Source organism: Lysinibacillus sp. NPDC093216, assembly GCF_050280325.1.
In the GTDB taxonomy this organism is placed as follows: Bacteria; Bacillota; Bacilli; order Bacillales_A; family Planococcaceae; genus Lysinibacillus.
In genome coordinates this window covers 54,835-71,639 of the sequence record NZ_JBNNVB010000023.1, presented here as the reverse complement: position 1 = coordinate 71,639, position 16,805 = coordinate 54,835, and the positions used below count along the sequence as shown (strand labels likewise).

14 protein-coding genes are annotated in these 16,805 nt (G+C 37.7%); 5 read left to right on the top strand and 9 right to left on the bottom strand.

Translation table 11 applies throughout. The annotated features are described in order from the left end of the window. Positions 1 to 23: 23 nt before the first annotated feature. From ACQKOG_RS20760 to pruA, 3 genes are all read right to left on the bottom strand, one after another. Positions 24 to 1,268: a Glu/Leu/Phe/Val family dehydrogenase gene (locus ACQKOG_RS20760; protein ID WP_370077993.1), complete on the bottom strand. Its 1,245-nt coding sequence runs from the start codon at positions 1,266 to 1,268 to the stop codon at positions 24 to 26. 83 nt (positions 1,269 to 1,351) lie between these two features. Continuing rightward, positions 1,352 to 2,545 (bottom strand): ornithine--oxo-acid transaminase, encoded by a 1,194-nt coding sequence (locus tag ACQKOG_RS20755; protein ID WP_370077995.1) that lies wholly within the window; start codon positions 2,543 to 2,545, stop codon positions 1,352 to 1,354. Between the two features lie 262 nt (positions 2,546 to 2,807). Continuing rightward, on the bottom strand, positions 2,808 to 4,352 hold the full coding sequence (gene pruA / locus ACQKOG_RS20750; RefSeq protein ID WP_370077997.1) for an L-glutamate gamma-semialdehyde dehydrogenase: 1,545 nt from the start codon (positions 4,350 to 4,352) through the stop codon (positions 2,808 to 2,810). Positions 4,353 to 4,498: 146 nt separating this feature from the next. Between pruA and ACQKOG_RS20745 the strand changes: the two genes are divergently transcribed. Further along, entirely contained in the window at positions 4,499 to 5,806 is a 1,308-nt protein-coding gene (locus ACQKOG_RS20745; protein ID WP_370077999.1) for a sigma 54-interacting transcriptional regulator, read from the top strand. 193 nt (positions 5,807 to 5,999) lie between these two features. On the opposite strand, the gene yugI is transcribed toward ACQKOG_RS20745, so the two are convergent. The 3 genes from yugI to ACQKOG_RS20730 form a co-directional block, all read right to left on the bottom strand. Next, positions 6,000 to 6,377 (bottom strand): S1 domain-containing post-transcriptional regulator GSP13, encoded by a 378-nt coding sequence (gene yugI, locus ACQKOG_RS20740; RefSeq protein ID WP_427448190.1) that lies wholly within the window; start codon positions 6,375 to 6,377, stop codon positions 6,000 to 6,002. An 85-nt stretch (positions 6,378 to 6,462) separates the two neighbouring features. After that, a complete protein-coding gene (locus ACQKOG_RS20735; protein WP_370078002.1) occupies positions 6,463 to 8,112 on the bottom strand; it encodes a hypothetical protein in 1,650 nt (549 codons plus the stop codon). Continuing rightward, positions 8,105 to 8,653 (bottom strand): RNA polymerase sigma factor, encoded by a 549-nt coding sequence (locus ACQKOG_RS20730; protein WP_370078004.1) that lies wholly within the window; start codon positions 8,651 to 8,653, stop codon positions 8,105 to 8,107. The genes ACQKOG_RS20735 and ACQKOG_RS20730 overlap by 8 nt, the downstream gene beginning before the upstream one ends. A 229-nt stretch (positions 8,654 to 8,882) precedes the next feature. Between ACQKOG_RS20730 and ACQKOG_RS20725 the strand changes: the two genes are divergently transcribed. Then, positions 8,883 to 10,217: a sodium-dependent transporter gene (locus tag ACQKOG_RS20725; protein ID WP_402869251.1), complete on the top strand. Its 1,335-nt coding sequence runs from the start codon at positions 8,883 to 8,885 to the stop codon at positions 10,215 to 10,217. A 275-nt stretch (positions 10,218 to 10,492) separates the two neighbouring features. Here ACQKOG_RS20725 and ACQKOG_RS20720 read toward each other — a convergent pair whose 3' ends face one another. Next, complete coding sequence (locus ACQKOG_RS20720) at positions 10,493 to 10,753, bottom strand: DUF1871 family protein (RefSeq protein ID WP_132361698.1); 261 nt, start codon at positions 10,751 to 10,753, stop codon at positions 10,493 to 10,495. Between the two features lie 72 nt (positions 10,754 to 10,825). Between ACQKOG_RS20720 and ACQKOG_RS20715 the strand changes: the two genes are divergently transcribed. Next, entirely contained in the window at positions 10,826 to 11,998 is a 1,173-nt protein-coding gene (locus ACQKOG_RS20715; RefSeq protein WP_370078009.1) for a MalY/PatB family protein, read from the top strand. A gap of 376 nt (positions 11,999 to 12,374) precedes the next feature. Here the strand turns inward: ACQKOG_RS20715 and ACQKOG_RS20710 are convergent, their stop codons facing one another. Then, entirely contained in the window at positions 12,375 to 12,587 is a 213-nt protein-coding gene (locus tag ACQKOG_RS20710; protein ID WP_053484185.1) for a hypothetical protein, read from the bottom strand. A gap of 22 nt (positions 12,588 to 12,609) precedes the next feature. Beyond that, positions 12,610 to 13,197, bottom strand: coding sequence for a peptidylprolyl isomerase (locus ACQKOG_RS20705; protein ID WP_370078011.1), 588 nt, complete (start codon positions 13,195 to 13,197; stop codon positions 12,610 to 12,612). A 441-nt stretch (positions 13,198 to 13,638) separates the two neighbouring features. On the opposite strand from ACQKOG_RS20705, the gene ACQKOG_RS20700 reads away from it, so the two are divergent. Beyond that, entirely contained in the window at positions 13,639 to 14,346 is a 708-nt protein-coding gene (locus tag ACQKOG_RS20700) for a hypothetical protein (RefSeq protein ID WP_370078013.1), read from the top strand. Positions 14,347 to 14,710: 364 nt separating this feature from the next. Continuing rightward, positions 14,711 to 16,564: a transglycosylase domain-containing protein gene (locus ACQKOG_RS20695; RefSeq protein WP_402869254.1), complete on the top strand. Its 1,854-nt coding sequence runs from the start codon at positions 14,711 to 14,713 to the stop codon at positions 16,562 to 16,564. The last annotated feature ends 241 nt before the right edge of the window (positions 16,565 to 16,805 follow it).

The window sequence follows — 16,805 nt, the reverse complement described above, 5'->3', positions numbered from 1 at the left end:
TTATTTATTTATTTATTTATTTATTAAACCCATCCACGGAAGCGTGAAGCTTCTGCAGTGCGGCGAACACCTACCATATAAGCTGCTAAACGCATGTTAATGTTACGTGTTGTCGCTGTTGTATAAACGTTTTCAAACGCATCAACCATTTTTTTGTAAAGACGTTCTTCAACTTCTTCTTCTGTCCAGTAATAACCTTGGTTATTTTGTACCCATTCGAAGTAAGAAACTGTTACACCACCAGCAGATGCTAATACGTCTGGTACAAGTAAAATGCCACGATCAGTTAAAATTCTAGTTGCTTCAGAAGTTGTTGGACCGTTCGCTGCTTCAACTACAATGTTTGCTTTAATGTTGTTTGCATTATCAGCAGTAATTTGGTTTTCAATAGCAGCTGGCACTAAAATATCACAATCAAGTTCTAGTAATTCTTTGTTTGAAATTGTGTTTTCAAATAATGTTGTTACCGTACCAAAGCTATCGCGACGATCTAATAAGTAGTCGATATCTAAACCTTCAGGATCATGTAGTGCACCATAAGCATCTGAAATACCGATTACTTTTGCACCTAAATCATGCATGAATTTCGCTAGGAAGCTACCTGCGTTACCGAAGCCTTGAATAACAACGCGCGCACCTTTTATATCAATGCCACGTTTTTTCGCTGCTTCTTGGATAACGATTGTTACACCTTGTGCAGTCGCACGGTCACGACCTTGAGAACCACCAAGCACTAATGGCTTACCTGTGATGAAACCTGGAGAGTTGAATTCGTCCATACGGCTGTATTCATCCATCATCCAAGCCATAATTTGTGCATTCGTAAATACGTCTGGCGCAGGAATATCTTTTGTTGGTCCTACGATTTGACTAACTGCACGTACATATCCACGGCTCAATCGTTCGATTTCATCCATAGACATTTGACGAGGGTCACAGATGACACCGCCTTTACCACCGCCATAAGGTAGATCCACGATACCACATTTCAATGTCATCCACATTGAAAGCGCTTTAACTTCTTCCTCAGATACGGCCGGATGGAAACGAACCCCACCTTTAGTTGGTCCTACTGCATCATTATGTTGTGCACGGTAACCAGTAAATACTTTTGTTGTACCATCATCCATTTTCACTGGAATACGCACTTGTAGCATGCGAAGCGGTTCTTTTAACAATTCATACATTGCTTCGTCATAGCCAAGTCTATTTAGAGCCTCTTGAATGACTTCTTGAGTTGATGTGAACAGATTTAAGTTTTCAGACATTATTAAATCGCCTCTTTGTTTTTATAATGATAGTATATCGGCATCATTGTAACATACTTCCGAATTGAAATGTGAACATTTTGTTAAACTTTAAAAACTTTTTCAATTTGCTCAATTGACCAATCTAAATCCTCTTGTGAAATAACAAGTGGTGGCGCAAATCGAATGACAGTATCATGTGTTTCTTTACATAATAGGCCTAATTCTTTAAGCTTTTCACAGTACGGGCGTGCTGCCTCTGTTAATTCCATTCCGATAAATAAACCACGACCACGAACGTCTTTAATGACTGGGTTGTTAATTTCTTTTAATTTCCCTTTAAAGTATTCACCAAGTTCGTGTGAACGCTCTGCTAATTTTTCATCTAGTAATACTTTAATTGAAGCAATAGATACAGCACATGCTAAAGGATTACCACCGAAAGTTGAGCCGTGTGATCCTGGATTGAATACACCTAAGATTTCACGATTTGCAGCTACACAAGAAATCGGGAATACACCGCCGCCTAAAGCTTTTCCTAAAATGTACATATCAGGTTCTACTTCTTCCCAATCACATGCGAACATTTTACCCGTACGTGCTAAACCAGCTTGGATTTCATCCGCAATGAATAAAACATTGTTTTCACGGCATAGCTCGCGAGCAGCTTTTAAGAAGCCTTCTGATGGAATAACGATACCCGCTTCACCTTGAATTGGCTCAATTAAAAACGCTGCTGTGTTTGGAGTAATTGCTGCTTTTAATGCATCCAAGTTACCGTAATCTACTAACTTAACATTCGGTAACATTGGACCGAAGCCACGACGATATTCTTCGTCAGATGATAAAGATACAGCAAGCATAGTACGACCATGGAAGTTACCATTACATGCGATGATTTCAGCTTTGCCATCTTCTACGCCTTTTACATCATAAGCCCAACGACGAGCTGCTTTAAATGCAGTTTCTACCGCTTCTGCACCTGTATTCATCGGTAATACCATTTGTTTATTCGTTAATTTACCAACAAGCTCATACCATTCACCAAGGTTTTCGCTATAAAATGCACGAGAAGTTAATGTTACTTTATCAGCTTGTTCTTTTAACGCTGCGATAATTTTTGGATGACGATGCCCCTGATTTACAGCAGAGTAGGCTGATAGCATATCTAAATATTTGTTACCTTCTGGATCTTTTACCCAAGCACCTTCAGCCTCTGAAATAACGATTGGTAGCGGGTGATAGTTTGCAGCACCAAAATTTTGAGTTTGTTCAATAACTTGATTTGTTTTTGTCATATAGTTTTCTCTCCTTACGTTCATGATGAAAATCTCTGGTAGACTCTGTTTTTCTATAAGTAAATTCAATAGAATAATTTCAGCATTTTCTGAATATAAAAAGCAAGAATCTGCACACTACTCCTAGGTAAGCCACCTCGACATTAGCGCCTGCGGTTCTTGTCGGACTCACTTTACCAGGAGGAGTCTCGCAGATTCTCTTATAATTTATGCCTCCACATAATTGCGTCCGGAGGCAACTTCTTCTGTCAGCCGAAAGAAGTTATAGCATTTCAGAAGTTGTTTTTGCTTGCATGTGAAGTTGTAGATAGTCAGGGCCACCTGCTTTTGAGTCAGTACCTGACATATTGAAGCCACCGAATGGTTGGTAACCAACGATTGCACCAGTACAGCCACGGTTGAAGTATAAGTTACCTACATGGAAATCTTCACGTGCTTTTTCTAAGTTCATACGATTATTTGTAATAACCGCACCAGTTAAGCCGTATTCAGTATCATTTGCAATATCAATTGCTTGATCGAAATCTTTAGCTTTTGTAATAGCTACAACTGGTCCAAAGATTTCTTCTTTCATAACGCGTGCAGAAGGATCTACGTCTGCAAATACTGTTGGTTGGATGAAGTAACCAACTGAATCATCAGCTGTACCACCTGCAACAAGGCGACCTTCTCCTTTACCAATTTCAATGTACTCTGTTACTTTATTGAATGCTGCTTGGTCAATAACTGTTGCCATGAAGTTGTTGAAGTCTGATGGGTCACCAACTGTTAACGTGTTTGTTAATTCCACTACACGGTCAACAACTTGGTCATAGACATCTTCAACGATAATAGCACGAGAACATGCTGAACATTTTTGACCAGAGAAGCCAAATGCTGATTTTACGATAGATTGTGCTGCAAGCTCTAGATCTGCTTCTTTATCAACAACGATTGTATCTTTACCGCCCATTTCAGCGATAACACGTTTAATCCAAATTTGACCGTCATTTAATACAGACGCACGTTGGTTAATACGTAAGCCTACATCACGAGATCCTGTGAAGCTGATGAAACGTGTTTTTGGATGATCAACTAAGTAGTCACCTACTTCTGCACCAGAACCTGGTACAAAGTTCACAGCTCCTGCTGGAAGACCAGCTTGCTCTAACACTTCGATAAATTTATAAGCAACTACAGGTGTTGTTGAAGCTGGTTTTAATAATACAGTGTTACCTGTTACTAAAGCTGCCACCGTTGTCCCTGCCATAATAGCGAATGGGAAGTTCCATGGTGAAATAACAATACCAATACCTAATGGAATATAGTCATAACGGTTATATTCACCTGGACGACTTTCTACAGGTTGACCTTCTTTAATACGTAGCATTTGACGACCATAGTATTCTAAGAAATCAATTGCTTCTGCAGTATCTGCATCAGCCTCAGCCCATGGTTTACCTGCTTCTTTTGTTAAAAGTGCAGAGAATTCATGTTTACGACGACGGATAATTGCCGCTGCTTTAAATAGTACGTCTGCACGAATAGCTGGATCTACTTTTTTCCAAGTTTTGAATGTTTCGTCCGCAGCTTGCATTGCTTTTTCAGCTAGTTCTTTGTTTGCTTTTGATACGCGACCAATTACTTCTGTTTTCTTTGCTGGATTATATGAAATGATTTTATCTTCTGTCGTAATACGTTCTCCACCAATTATAAGTGGATAATCTTGACCTAAATAACCTTCTACTTTATTTAATGCTTCTAAATAAGCGTTGTAATTTGCCTCTTGAGTAAAATCTGTGAATGGTTCGTGTTTGTATGAAATCATACTAAATCCTCCCTCGTGAGATATGTTTTAAGTGTGCAAAAAACATTGACGCAAAATATCTTTGCGTTTAGAATATTCTTACACTTATTATAATGCAAAATTTCGTTGCATATTTCAAGTAAAAAATTTTTTGAGGTGCACATTTTATGAAAAATTTTGAACCTTTACTCCCTTTTTATGAGTTCATTGCAACAAATGTATCTGTTGGTATTCATGCTGTAGACCTTTCTGGCAAAACAATTATTTATAATACAAAGATGAAAGAAATTGAAGGTTTCCATTTTGATGAATTAGCAGATCGCTCTGTTATTGAAATGTTTTCCTTCCGCCAGCATGAAAGTACTTTAATGCGAGTATTACAAACAGGCAAAAAGGAGATCAATGTAAAACAAACTTATTGGAATAAAAATGGTCATGAAATTACAACGATTAATGATACTTTTCCACTTTATGTTGAAAATAAACTAATTGGAGCGATCGAATTTGCTCGTGACATTACATCACTCGAAAAGCTAGTTTATCAGCCTCTTCGTCGATATGATGAACCTTTAACATTCGATATGATTACAGCTGTATCCGAATCGATGCGACAAATTATCGCAAACGCCAAAAAAGCAGCAGCTGTGAAATTACCGGTATTACTAATTGGAGAATCGGGTACAGGAAAGGATTTAGTCGCAGAGGGCATGCACCATGCAGTATCGGCTGATCCTGAAGCATTTGTAACTCTAGTGAGTCGTCGCTCTGCTCAATCTGTTTTAGACAAATTACAGGAGCTCTTACAAGATGACAAAGCATACACTTTTTTCTTTGAACGCATAGATTTTTTAAGTCTAGATATCCAAGAGCAACTTTTAGAGATATTACAATCTCTTCCACAGTCTAAATACATGCTCATCGGTAGTGTCGGAAGCGACCCTATTGCATTGATTGAGGAGAAGAAACTTTCAAAATCACTGTATTATTTCTTTGCTACAATGTCTATTACCATCCCAAATCTAACAGATCGAAAAGAAGATATTCTTCCATTCGTAGATGATTACTTTAACCGCCATCGAGAACGCTTCGCTTCAAATGTCGCGAATCTAGCACCTGATGTACAGGATTTATTCTTGCAATATGATTGGCCAGGAAATTTAAAAGAGCTTGAGCTATTACTAGATGAAATTGTGTCATTTATGACCACTGAATCAACAGTTACCTCAGATTTATTACCAATGCATTTCCGTTTCAAGGTACAGCAGCAAGACACATCTAATCACGAGCCGGAATTCTTTATGTTCCAGCAACAGAACGATGTTATGCCGCTCGATGCTTATTTGCGTGAAGCCGAATCATATTATGTGCAAAACGTCTTAAATTTATATGAAGGCAATATTACAAAGGCCGCTAGTGCACTTGGCATGAGTCGTCAAAACCTACAATATCGAATTCGAAAAATAAAAAATCAATAGTTATATTTGAATACAAAAAAACGAGGGTACCTTCATATTTGAAAGCATCCTCGTTTTTTTATCACGCATTAACAGGCAGTAATTTATATCTCAAAATTCAGCAAAAGCAAAGAAGTTAGGTAAAATAACTGCCAGTAAACGCCCGATCAGTGGAAACTAGTAATCAGTGGAGATCACTGATTACAGTTTTACTTTATTGTCCTGACTGTTCGATCCAGTCCTGTAATTTATCTTTTAGGGAATTAAAACCATTCGCATCCGATTCATCTACACGGTCCTGCAATGATTTACGTGGTAGTACATCTTTTTTACGCAATGTAGCTGGGCGCTCCTGCAAAGCACGAATCGATAAACTAATTTTTTCGGCATCTTCAACGATTTCAAGTATCTTCACTTCGACCTCTTGCCCAACTGACAAAAATTCACTAACGTCCTTTACAAAGCCGTACGTAATTTCGGAAATATGTACAAGGCCTTGTGTATCTTCATCAAGCGCAACAAATGCACCATATGGCTGTATACCTGTAACTTTACCAGTCAACACGTCCCCTAATTCATATTTTTGTCCCATAACCTTTGCCCACTTTCTTTTTGTTTGCTACGTATATATCACCATAAATTATAACATAGGTGTATTAGTGGGGCAAAAAATCTCCTTACTCGTTAATAGCACTAATTAGGTAATGCTGTCCACCATTTTTAGTTACTACAGAGGTTAATTTAAAGGATAATTGCTGTCCAATTACTCCATGTGCTGCACTTTTTACAGTGGCTCCAATATGAAGTGAGTAACCCTCTATTTCATGAAGAGATTTAAAATTTCCCATCCCATCAAACTGAACAACTTTATCTATATCCAAATCATCAGTTAGTAGTGTTTGAGCTACTTCTCGATCACCAACCCCATGAGCATATAAAAATAAACTAACGATATTTATTGGATTTAATGTGTCAATAATTGTCTCGTCTCTCGTCTCAACATACGAATTATAAAGAGATTTAGTTTGCTCAATCCAATCAGGATTAATTGCTATACTTGTTGTCCCATCCTCCGTCTGCATATACGTGTCTTCTCGCGCATATAAAATCCCCATCCATATATCGTATGGTGTTAACTGTTCTAGAGTTTTGGATTGTCCAGTCAACTTTATTTCATCTAGTATTAATTGAGCAGTTTTGCGCATTGCCTCACCATATTCACCATTCGCAATAATCGTTAGTAGATCCATGTATTCAGGCTTAAATTGACCAGTTTTTGTGCGAATTGGATTGCTGTCAGTTCCTTTAATAATGGCAAGCCACGTATTTTCAAACTCTCCCTTTAATACGTTAAAATTAACCTGCTCAGTAGATTGATCTGCTACAAGTGTTTTTTCATAGAGACGCAGAATAGTGGCAGAATCCTCTATAGAATAAAGTAAATCTCCGCCAACAAGTAAAGAGCCTGTAGCCAAGTATTTAAAATAACCTAATACATTTGGGTGAAGGCGGTCCAAATATTCGGGCGCGTCTTTTCCGAATACAGGATTAGGTCGAAAACTATAACTTTGTCCATTATATCGCAATTCCAAATATTGCCTTTTAGCCGTAGCAATTAATTTATTTAGGTCTGTAGGGAGACTTTTTGGTTTTTGTGATAATACTTTTTCATACGGAGCAAGTTTATTGGAATAATAGCCTGCAATTTCTTCTACCGAGTTAGAATATATACTATAAAAGTAATAAGATTCTTCAAACGACATAGGATTTTCGAAAGTTTCGATACTCTGTATTAGCTCCCGTGGCGTTTGTAGATTATCCAATGCATCTTTTTCTAAACTTTTTAAAAAGTCATTATTATTGGTGTTCTGTATTTCTATAAACATCTCTTTTCTTTTAGGTAAAGAATAAATTTCAGTATCTGCAATTTGAACTTTTGATATCTCACTAAACTCTTTCTCTGGTATATCGAGCTCTTTACGCATCTGCTCACGTTTTTCTTGATATTTTTTTGTAAAGTTTGAAACCCATTCGTTATATTTTTGTTCTTGTTCCTGTTCAGCTGTTTGAACAAAAGTCGATGGATCAATGACATACGACGAAATAAGAACACTTAATAAAAGTACACTTGCAATGCTTGCTATCCAGACAGCTGGCTTTTGCCATCTTAAGGGGGGCTTTTTTGTTGTTATGATTTCTGGCGAATGTTGTGTTGCATTTTCTGCTTCGATTTGTGTGAAAACGGCTTCTGGATCTAACTGTGATTCCATGCGATCATAGGATTTTTTTAGAAGCTCCATTCGTTTTTCAAATTGTTTATCATCCATTTTCAACACTCCCCTCCTGCATTAACACCGCTTTGAGCTTTTCCTTTGCACGTAATATACGAACTTTGACAGTTGATAACGAAATATTTAGTACCTCGGCTATCTCCTCATACTTTAATTCATGGAAGTAAAATAATATAAGAGGATAACGATATTTTTCATCCAGTTCGTTAATGGCATTATGTAATAGCCTATCCTCCTCAAAATTAAGGGCATGCTTTTCTGCTGAAGATGAGGGCATTTGTTGCTGAGCACTTAGCTTTTCTTCCTTTGCCTGCTCTCGTTGTTCTTTGCGATAATAATCACGTGTTGCATTTAATGTGATTTTATAGAGCCATGTCGTAAAACGATCCTGCTTAAATTGATGTAAAAAACGATAGAGCTTCACAAATACCTCCTGCGAAACATCTGCTAAATCATCACTATGTACGCCGCATTGAAAAGCAAATTTTTCAACTGTTCGTTGATGTATTCGGATCAGCTCTATATAGGCGTCTTTGTCTCCTAGCTGAGCCCGTTCTATTAATTCAGTTTCTGTCACAGTCATCCCCCCCTTTGCACATGTAACGAATCATCCCTCCTAATTGTTACATATTTAAACGAATTTTACTTTTTTAATAATTTACCCAAACACTTATTATGCCTCTAAAATTACCCCGGTTGCACAAACGAAATTATTTTAGAATATCTATAAGTCATTTCTGAAATTTGCTTGTGTAACGAGAATATTGCTGTAAAATGAAACTTTAGTATAAGGAGGATTTATTTTCGTGTCTTCGAGAGATCAATTTACATCTAAAATTGGGTTTATTTTAGCTGCCGCTGGAAGTTCTATAGGGTTAGGAGCGATTTGGAAGTTTCCTTATATGGCGGGTACTAACGGCGGAAGTGTTTTTATTTTATTATTTATCCTATGTACATTTTTCATCGGCTTGCCGGTATTAATTGCAGAATTTATGATTGGACGTCGCGGGCAAAAGGATGCCGTCACGTCGTTCAAGGAACAAGCGCCAGGAAAACCATGGTACTTAATAGGGTGGGGCGGCATGATTATTGCCGGTCTAATACTTTCATTTTACAGTGTTGTTGGTGGCTGGATTTTAAGCTATTTAGGCCGTTCCCTAACGTTCCATTTCAATAGTTCAAATGGTAATTATGCAGATTTATTTAGTAACATTATTTCAAGCCCATTTGAAGCGGTGATTGTTCAAGGGTTATTTATGTTGTTAACTGTAGTGATTGTATCAGCTGGTATTAAAGGCGGGATTGAAAAAACTAGTACATGGATGATGCCACTGTTATTCATCTTTTTCATCGTATTAGTTATACGTTCTTTAACTTTGGACGGTGCAATGGAAGGCGTCAAATTTATGTTCGTCCCTGATTGGTCCTATTTAAATGCGGAAACATTTTTAAAAGCGCTTGGACAAGCATTCTTCTCGTTAAGTGTTGGGATTGCGGTAATGATCACATACGCTTCCTATTTGTCGAAATCAGAAAAGATTGGAAATTCAGCCATCAATGTGGCATCGATGAATATCATTATTTCTTTACTTGCAGGTCTAGTAATTTTCCCAGCAGTGTTCGCACTTGGCTATACTCCTGATCAAGGCCCTGGCCTCGTTTTTATTATTTTACCTGCTGTTTTTGAACAATTACCTCTTGGTGGTCTATTCTTAACGATTTTCTTCGTACTCTTACTATTTGCAACAGTTACTTCTTCCATTTCCATGTTAGAAATTGTCGTGGCTATCGCAATTGGAGATAAGCCTGAAAAGCGTAAAAAAATCGCTTGGATTGGCGGTATTATTATTTTTATTGTCGGTATTCCAAGTGCATTATCATTCGATATCCTATCTGATGTAAAAATTTTAGATCGTTCTATTTTCGACTTTGTAGACTTCTTGACGAATAATATTGGTATGCCAATTGGAGCCTTACTAATTTCTATCTTTGCAGGCTATTATTATACAAAAGATATTTCTCGTAAGGAGCTTGCCTCATCTAGTCTGATGTTCAATATTTGGTATATTTTAATTCGGTATGTTTCTCCAATAGCGATAGTAATTATTTTCATCCAGGGGATCTTACCTTTGTTTAAATAAAAAAACGAGGTTGTCTCTCAATTGAAAGTGACAACCTCGTTTTCTATAGAAAAGCAAAAGCATCATTGCGTCCGGATTCGGCTTTGTGCTTAGGCCAACAGATGTTTTTTGCGCGTAAGCGTAGTGCTAACGCAGCGGCAGCGGCATATGTTTTTTGCGCGTAAGCGTAGCGGCAGCGGTATGATGTTGGTCACTCAGTCATTGCTACAGGACGTGGTGTTCTTATACTGAGTTCCTTTATTTTAGCGGATGTTTTGACTCCCGCTAAAAAGAAGTTAAATAATGCATTTTGCTTCAAATTTTATCGCAATAAGTTTGTACGAAATAGCTACACAATCTTCAAATGGAATCCATTCTTCAAACGAATGCTCATATGTTTCTTGAATAACCTTTGCAAGAGTAGATGGATCATCAATACCTTGCAATGCTGCTACAACATCTGCAGTTTCAGTATCATAATGATCTGGACCTAAGTGGAATGGATCCCACTCCTCTAGCAGACGTACGGCTGCTTGATTCATTTTTATATTTTCCAAAATACTCACCTATTATCCTTTTATCATACTCGTATGATACCATAGTAAATAAAAAAGAAAAGAGTGATTTGCTTGTCTATTTTCGATCAAACTATTAAACGTCGTTGTACAAACTCTGTAAAGTGGGACGCAATGGAAAATGTATATGGGCTACAAGATGCTTCAGACATACTACCAATGTGGGTAGCTGATATGGATTTCGCTGCTCCAGTAGCCGTATCAAAAGCGCTACAAGAGCATGCTGAAAAGACAGTTTTCGGCTATAGCTTTGTTAGTGATGAAGCAGTGCAAGCGATTGTAGACTGGCAGAATGCTCATCATGATTGGCACATTGACAAAGATTCAATTGTTTTCTGTAACGGTGTTGTTGCTGCTTTAGCGGATAGTATCAAGGCATTTACAAATCCAGGAGATAAAGTACTTATTTCCTCACCTGTCTACCCACCATTTTATAACATTCCAAAAAGTAATGGCCGAGAGATTGTTAGTTGTCCTTTAGTAGAAAAAGATGGCACATTTGTCTATGACTTTGAAGCCTTTGAACAAGCACTTGCTCAAAATGTGAAAGCCTACATATTGTGTAATCCTCATAATCCTGGAGGCTATGCATGGGATGAAGTTACATTAAAGGAAATCGTACGACTATGTGCAAAATATGATGTAGTGATTATTTCCGATGAAATTCATTCTGATTTAATGTTAGATGGCTCAAAACATACACCATTAGCAAAAATCGCTGGTGATGAAATTGATCGTATTATTACGTGCATGGCACCGACAAAAACATTTAATCTAGCTGGTATTCAAGTCGCTTATATGATTGTGCCGGATAAGGAAAAGCGTATGCTACTAGAAGCAGTTCATATGGCTAGTGGGCAAGGCTCCTTAAATACCTTTGCTTCTGTTGCACTTCAAGCTGCTTATACAGAGGGTTCCCCATGGTTAAATGACATGCTTTCTTATATTTCAACTAATATGGACTATGTGATTTCTGAATTAGGGCAATTACCTGGCATCCATATTAATAAACCTCAGTCCACATATTTACTTTGGATTGATTATCGAGAATTAGGACTTGATGAAAAAGAAATCATGAAACGCTTGCTGGAAAATGGCAAGCTAGCATTAGAGCCTGGGACAAAATATGGTGAAGAGGGTCGTGGCTTCCTACGTATGAACGTCGCTTGCTCATTTGACACAGTGAAAGACGGTGTTCAGCGCTTTAAGCAAGCACTTCAGCAATAGAAAATAAATAGCGAAGGATATCTCAAGTTTTCCCGAGATATCCTTTTTTTGTTTAGAAAATATATCTCATATGGAGAATGGTACTAAGAAAACAATACATGAGGTGTTTTGGCATAAAATAAATGCGAAAATACAAATGCCCCGCAGTCCTTAAAGGCTGCGAGGCATCTCGTACAATCAATTATGCCTCGGCATAATTGTAGGCTATAGGCTAACAGATGTTTTTTGCGCGAAAGCGTAGTGCAACGAAGCGACAGCACAGATAAAACCGTGTTGCTGTCGCTTCGCTTTCGCACAGATAAATTGCCACAGGACGTGGCGTTCTTAGACTGAATCCCTCTAATTCAGTGGGTGTTTAGACACCCGCTAAATACAGTTAAATATTTTGCTGATTGTTTGTATTATTTTTCTCTGAAAGAATACGTGCTTCGATTTCCTTTGATTTCATTTCTTGTTTCTTAGAAATCTTACGGAAAACAGTAAAGACAACAATACATAAAATAAGCATTATTAAAAATTCAAAAGCTGCAGGAATGTAGCCTGATTTATCTTCTGGGAAATATAAAAATTGATACATTAAATGTTTCATGTTTTACACGTCCTTACAATTATTATTCAAAAACTGTAATTGACTCGATTTTCACATCTTCTACTGGTTTATCACGCATGTCTTTTTCTACGTCTGCAATTTTGTCTACGATGTCCATTCCTTCAACAACATGACCAAATACTGTATGTTTATGGTCTAACCAAGGAGTACCACCATTTTGAGCATATGCTTCAATAATTTCTTCTGGGAAGCCAGCACCTTGTAATTGACGAAGCATATCACTTGGAAGGTGCTTCATTTGTACGATAAAGAATTGTGAACCATTTGTGTTTGGACCCGCATTTGCCATTGAAAGGGCACCGCGAAGATTAAATACGTTTTCAGAGAACTCATCCTCGAAAGAGTTACCCCAAATTGATTCACCGCCCATACCTGTACCAGTTGGGTCACCACCTTGAATCATAAAGTCTTGGATCACACGGTGGAAAATGATGCCGTCATAGTATCCTGATTTTGCATGGCCTAAGAAGTTTTCAACAGTTTTTGGTGCATGCTCTGGGAATAATTTAATTTTGATGGCACCTAATGTTGTTTTCATTTCTACAAGTACTTCGCCTTCTAGTACTTCTGTTGTTAATTGTGGAAACATTGAAGTCTCTCCTTTAAATGTAAAATTTCAGTTTCAATGAAAATGATAGCACTATCATTTCTGACCTCATTTTAGTCTAACATACTTCTTAATGGTTTTCTTCACCAAAGTATTGACGATTTTTTGCACTTTTAATTTTTTAGCTTATCACCATACCGTGGGGTTGATTTCCGTTCCGGTTGGACGCTTTGCTTTCGCTACAGAAAACATTTGTTGCTGACGCTTCGCTTTCGCACAGACAAAACCCAGTTGCTGCCGCTTCGCTGCAGGATCTCGAGCCAACATGTTGTTTGTCACGAAGGCGTTATCACAGTACTGGTTAAGAAATATTCTTTCATATTAACCCCCTTAGTATATTTTTTATGATTGTTCATATATTCCGTTGGTCAATCGTAAAAATGGATTATATGGATAATGATAAAAAAAAACGGAGGGATTGAAATGAAATTCATACAAAAAATAAGTGTAATCGGACTGTCGGTATGTATGTTGAGTATCGTTTTTTCATCTGCCAGCATGGCAACAAAAACCGTTACAGAAGAGCACCTGAATTCAGTAAATGATAAAAATAAAAAAGAAGTTAATTATTACAAAAACGACTCCGCCAAAATATTAGCACAAGAAACAAAAACGGTACTGATTAAAACAGTAAAAGAGGATCAATCATTATTAGAGCAAAAAACAAAAGAATTTGAAGAAAAAATGAAAAAGGAACAAATAGCCTTTATTGAAGAGGGTTTGAAAAAAGCAACAACGCTTCAAGATGTAGAAAAAGTAAAAAGTGAAGCAGCCAGCTTATTAACAAAAGAAAAAGAATTGTTTAAAGCAGAAAGTGAAAAATATGTAAAACCAATGATTGATACGGAAAAAATGAACTTAGCGATGATTTCAAGTTCATATAAGACGTTTAGAGATGACTTTTTCACCTTTAACAAACACGGATTCTATTACTATGATGTCGATAAAAATGAATTTGTTCCAAATAATAAAGTAAATACAACAAAAGAGGTAAAAGAATTTGAAAAAAAACACATAGAAGATACAAAAGTAAAAGATAATCCAATCAACACCTTAATCCTGTTCATTCTCCTTGGATTGTTATGTATAATTCCTCTTTTCATAAGTAACAGACAAAAAAACAGAGCGTAATCTTTGTTGCTGCTAGTAGCCTTCGTTCTCTATCGCTAACCCTAAGGAGTTGCCAAACCTCCACTCCAATCAACTTATTTACAGGAACACGCATTCCTATAAAATAACACCCCACTTTTTAGTTTTATCGACATTCGCCTTCCTAAGAGCAAAAAGGATTTACACAAAACTGTGTGTGAATCCTTTTACTTTATTATGTCGCCCAGCCTCTACTCCAATCATTAATAAGCTTTAACAACCGTCATCTCCAACTTCATGGCAAAATTAATTATTTGATAAATACAAATAGGTCGTAACGCGTATTTGGAAACTATCCAAATTATGTTATTCTGTTGAGTGACTCATATTTAGAGTGGAGGCACACATGAAAAAGGCTTTTGGTTTTTTTATCATTTTACTGTCCTTACCTGTCCTTTGGTGGATTAGTACAAATATTAGGACAGAGATCAATGCGGCACAAGCGCATGAGGAGGAAATTGCTAGTGCTATTCATTTACCGGAAGTACAGCCACAGCTTCCAGTAACACTTATTGATCGAAACGGCAAAACATTTAGCGAGGAATATGTCGAATGGCGTCAACCTCTAACATTACAGGAAACCCCAAAAATTGCCCAGGAAATTTTTATCGCAAGTGAGGACGCACATTTTTATGAGCATATCGGCTTTGACCTCAGTGCGATCATCCGTGCAGTTGTTGCTAACTCAAGCTCAAATTCAGCTTCTCAAGGTGCTAGCACCATTACACAGCAGCTCGTTCGTATGCGTTATTTATCCGATGAAAAAACATATGAACGAAAATTAACAGAGATTTTTTACTCCTATGAGCTTGAGAAAGAATTTGATAAAGACGAGATTTTAACGATGTATCTAAATGAAGCCTATTTTAGCAATCAAGTTTATGGAATTGGTGGAGCAGCTACATATTATTTTCAAAAACCACTCCAAGAGCTATCTATAGCTGAAATTGCTTTTATTGCTGCCATTCCAAATAACCCCTCGCTTTATAATCCTTTAAAAAACTTTGATAAAACAAAAGCGAGGCAAGAGCGGTTATTAGATACACTCGCAGCGAGTGGCGCTATAACAAAAGAAGATGCCACTACATATAAAGCTGAAACTATAACGTTAAATGTAAAGAATAAAGCGCAAAGCTACCCTATGTACAGCACGTATGTCCTACAAGAGCTTAGATGGTTAGTTGCAGAAAAAGAAGGTTATTCAGATCGACTTGCAAATACACAAGGCGAGGAAGAGAAGAAAAAAATCAAAGCGCAGCTAGACAATCGACTCAATACATTATTCCAAAATGGATTAACGATTTATACCGCGCTTGACCCAGACAAACAAGCACATGATGAGAAAAAAATGACTGCAATTCTAGGCTCAGGTAAATTACAAGCAGCTGGAGCAGTTATTGATAATACATCCCGAGAAGTTGTTAGTCTTTATGCTGGGAAAAACTACGAGAAGTTTGGTTATCATCGTGCCTTTCAAGGTACGCGTCAGCCAGGCTCTGCCTTTAAACCGTTAGCGGTGTACGCTCCTTTCTTTGAAACGACAGCTCACACACCTGATTCTATAGTAAGTGGTGGCAGTTATTGTGTCGGTTCATTTTGTCCGCAAAACTATGGAGGCTTTAAATACGGTGATGTACCAATTCGAGTAGCATTTCGAAATAGTTACAATACATCGGCTCTTCGTCTCTTTAACACAGTCGGAATTGACACAGCCTTTAGTTACTTAGATCGCTTTCATTTCCGCTCCATCGTGGCAAAAGACCATGATTATGCTCCTGCCTCTTTGGGAGGGTTAACGTATGGTGTTACAGCACTTGAGCTAGCAGATGCTTATACAAGCTTTATAGACGGCTCATACGTACTTGCCCATAGCATCCGTAAAGTAACAGCATCTGATGGCACGGAGCTTTACAGCTGGGATTCAGCACGCGATCAAATTTGGTCACCGAAAACGGTTAAGTATATGCGTTCGATGCTTACAGATGTTGTTACTAAAGGTACAGGACAAGGCGTTTATAGTAGAAGTAACTATGTCGGTGCCAAAACGGGAACAACTAACGACTATCGCGACTACTGGCTTGCTGGATTAAATGATGAATACACTGCAGCAGTATGGCTTGGCTACGATAAGCCACAATCTATGGAGAGTTTAGAATCTTATAAGATTCACCACAAGCTATTTAATGTTTTACTGGAATAAAAATCAATTATGCCTCGGCATAATTGTAGCTGACGCTTTGCTTTCGCTACATAAAACATTTGTTGCTGTCGCTTCGCTTCCGCACAGATAAACAATACGTCCGGAATCGGCTTTGTGCTTAGGCCTGCGTGAGAGCCGACACGATGTCGGTCGTTTCGGTAATGCCACAGGACCTGGCGTTTTTACCGATGCAGGTCAGTTAGCCGTTATCGCATGGATGCGATGATTTTAGGCTAACATC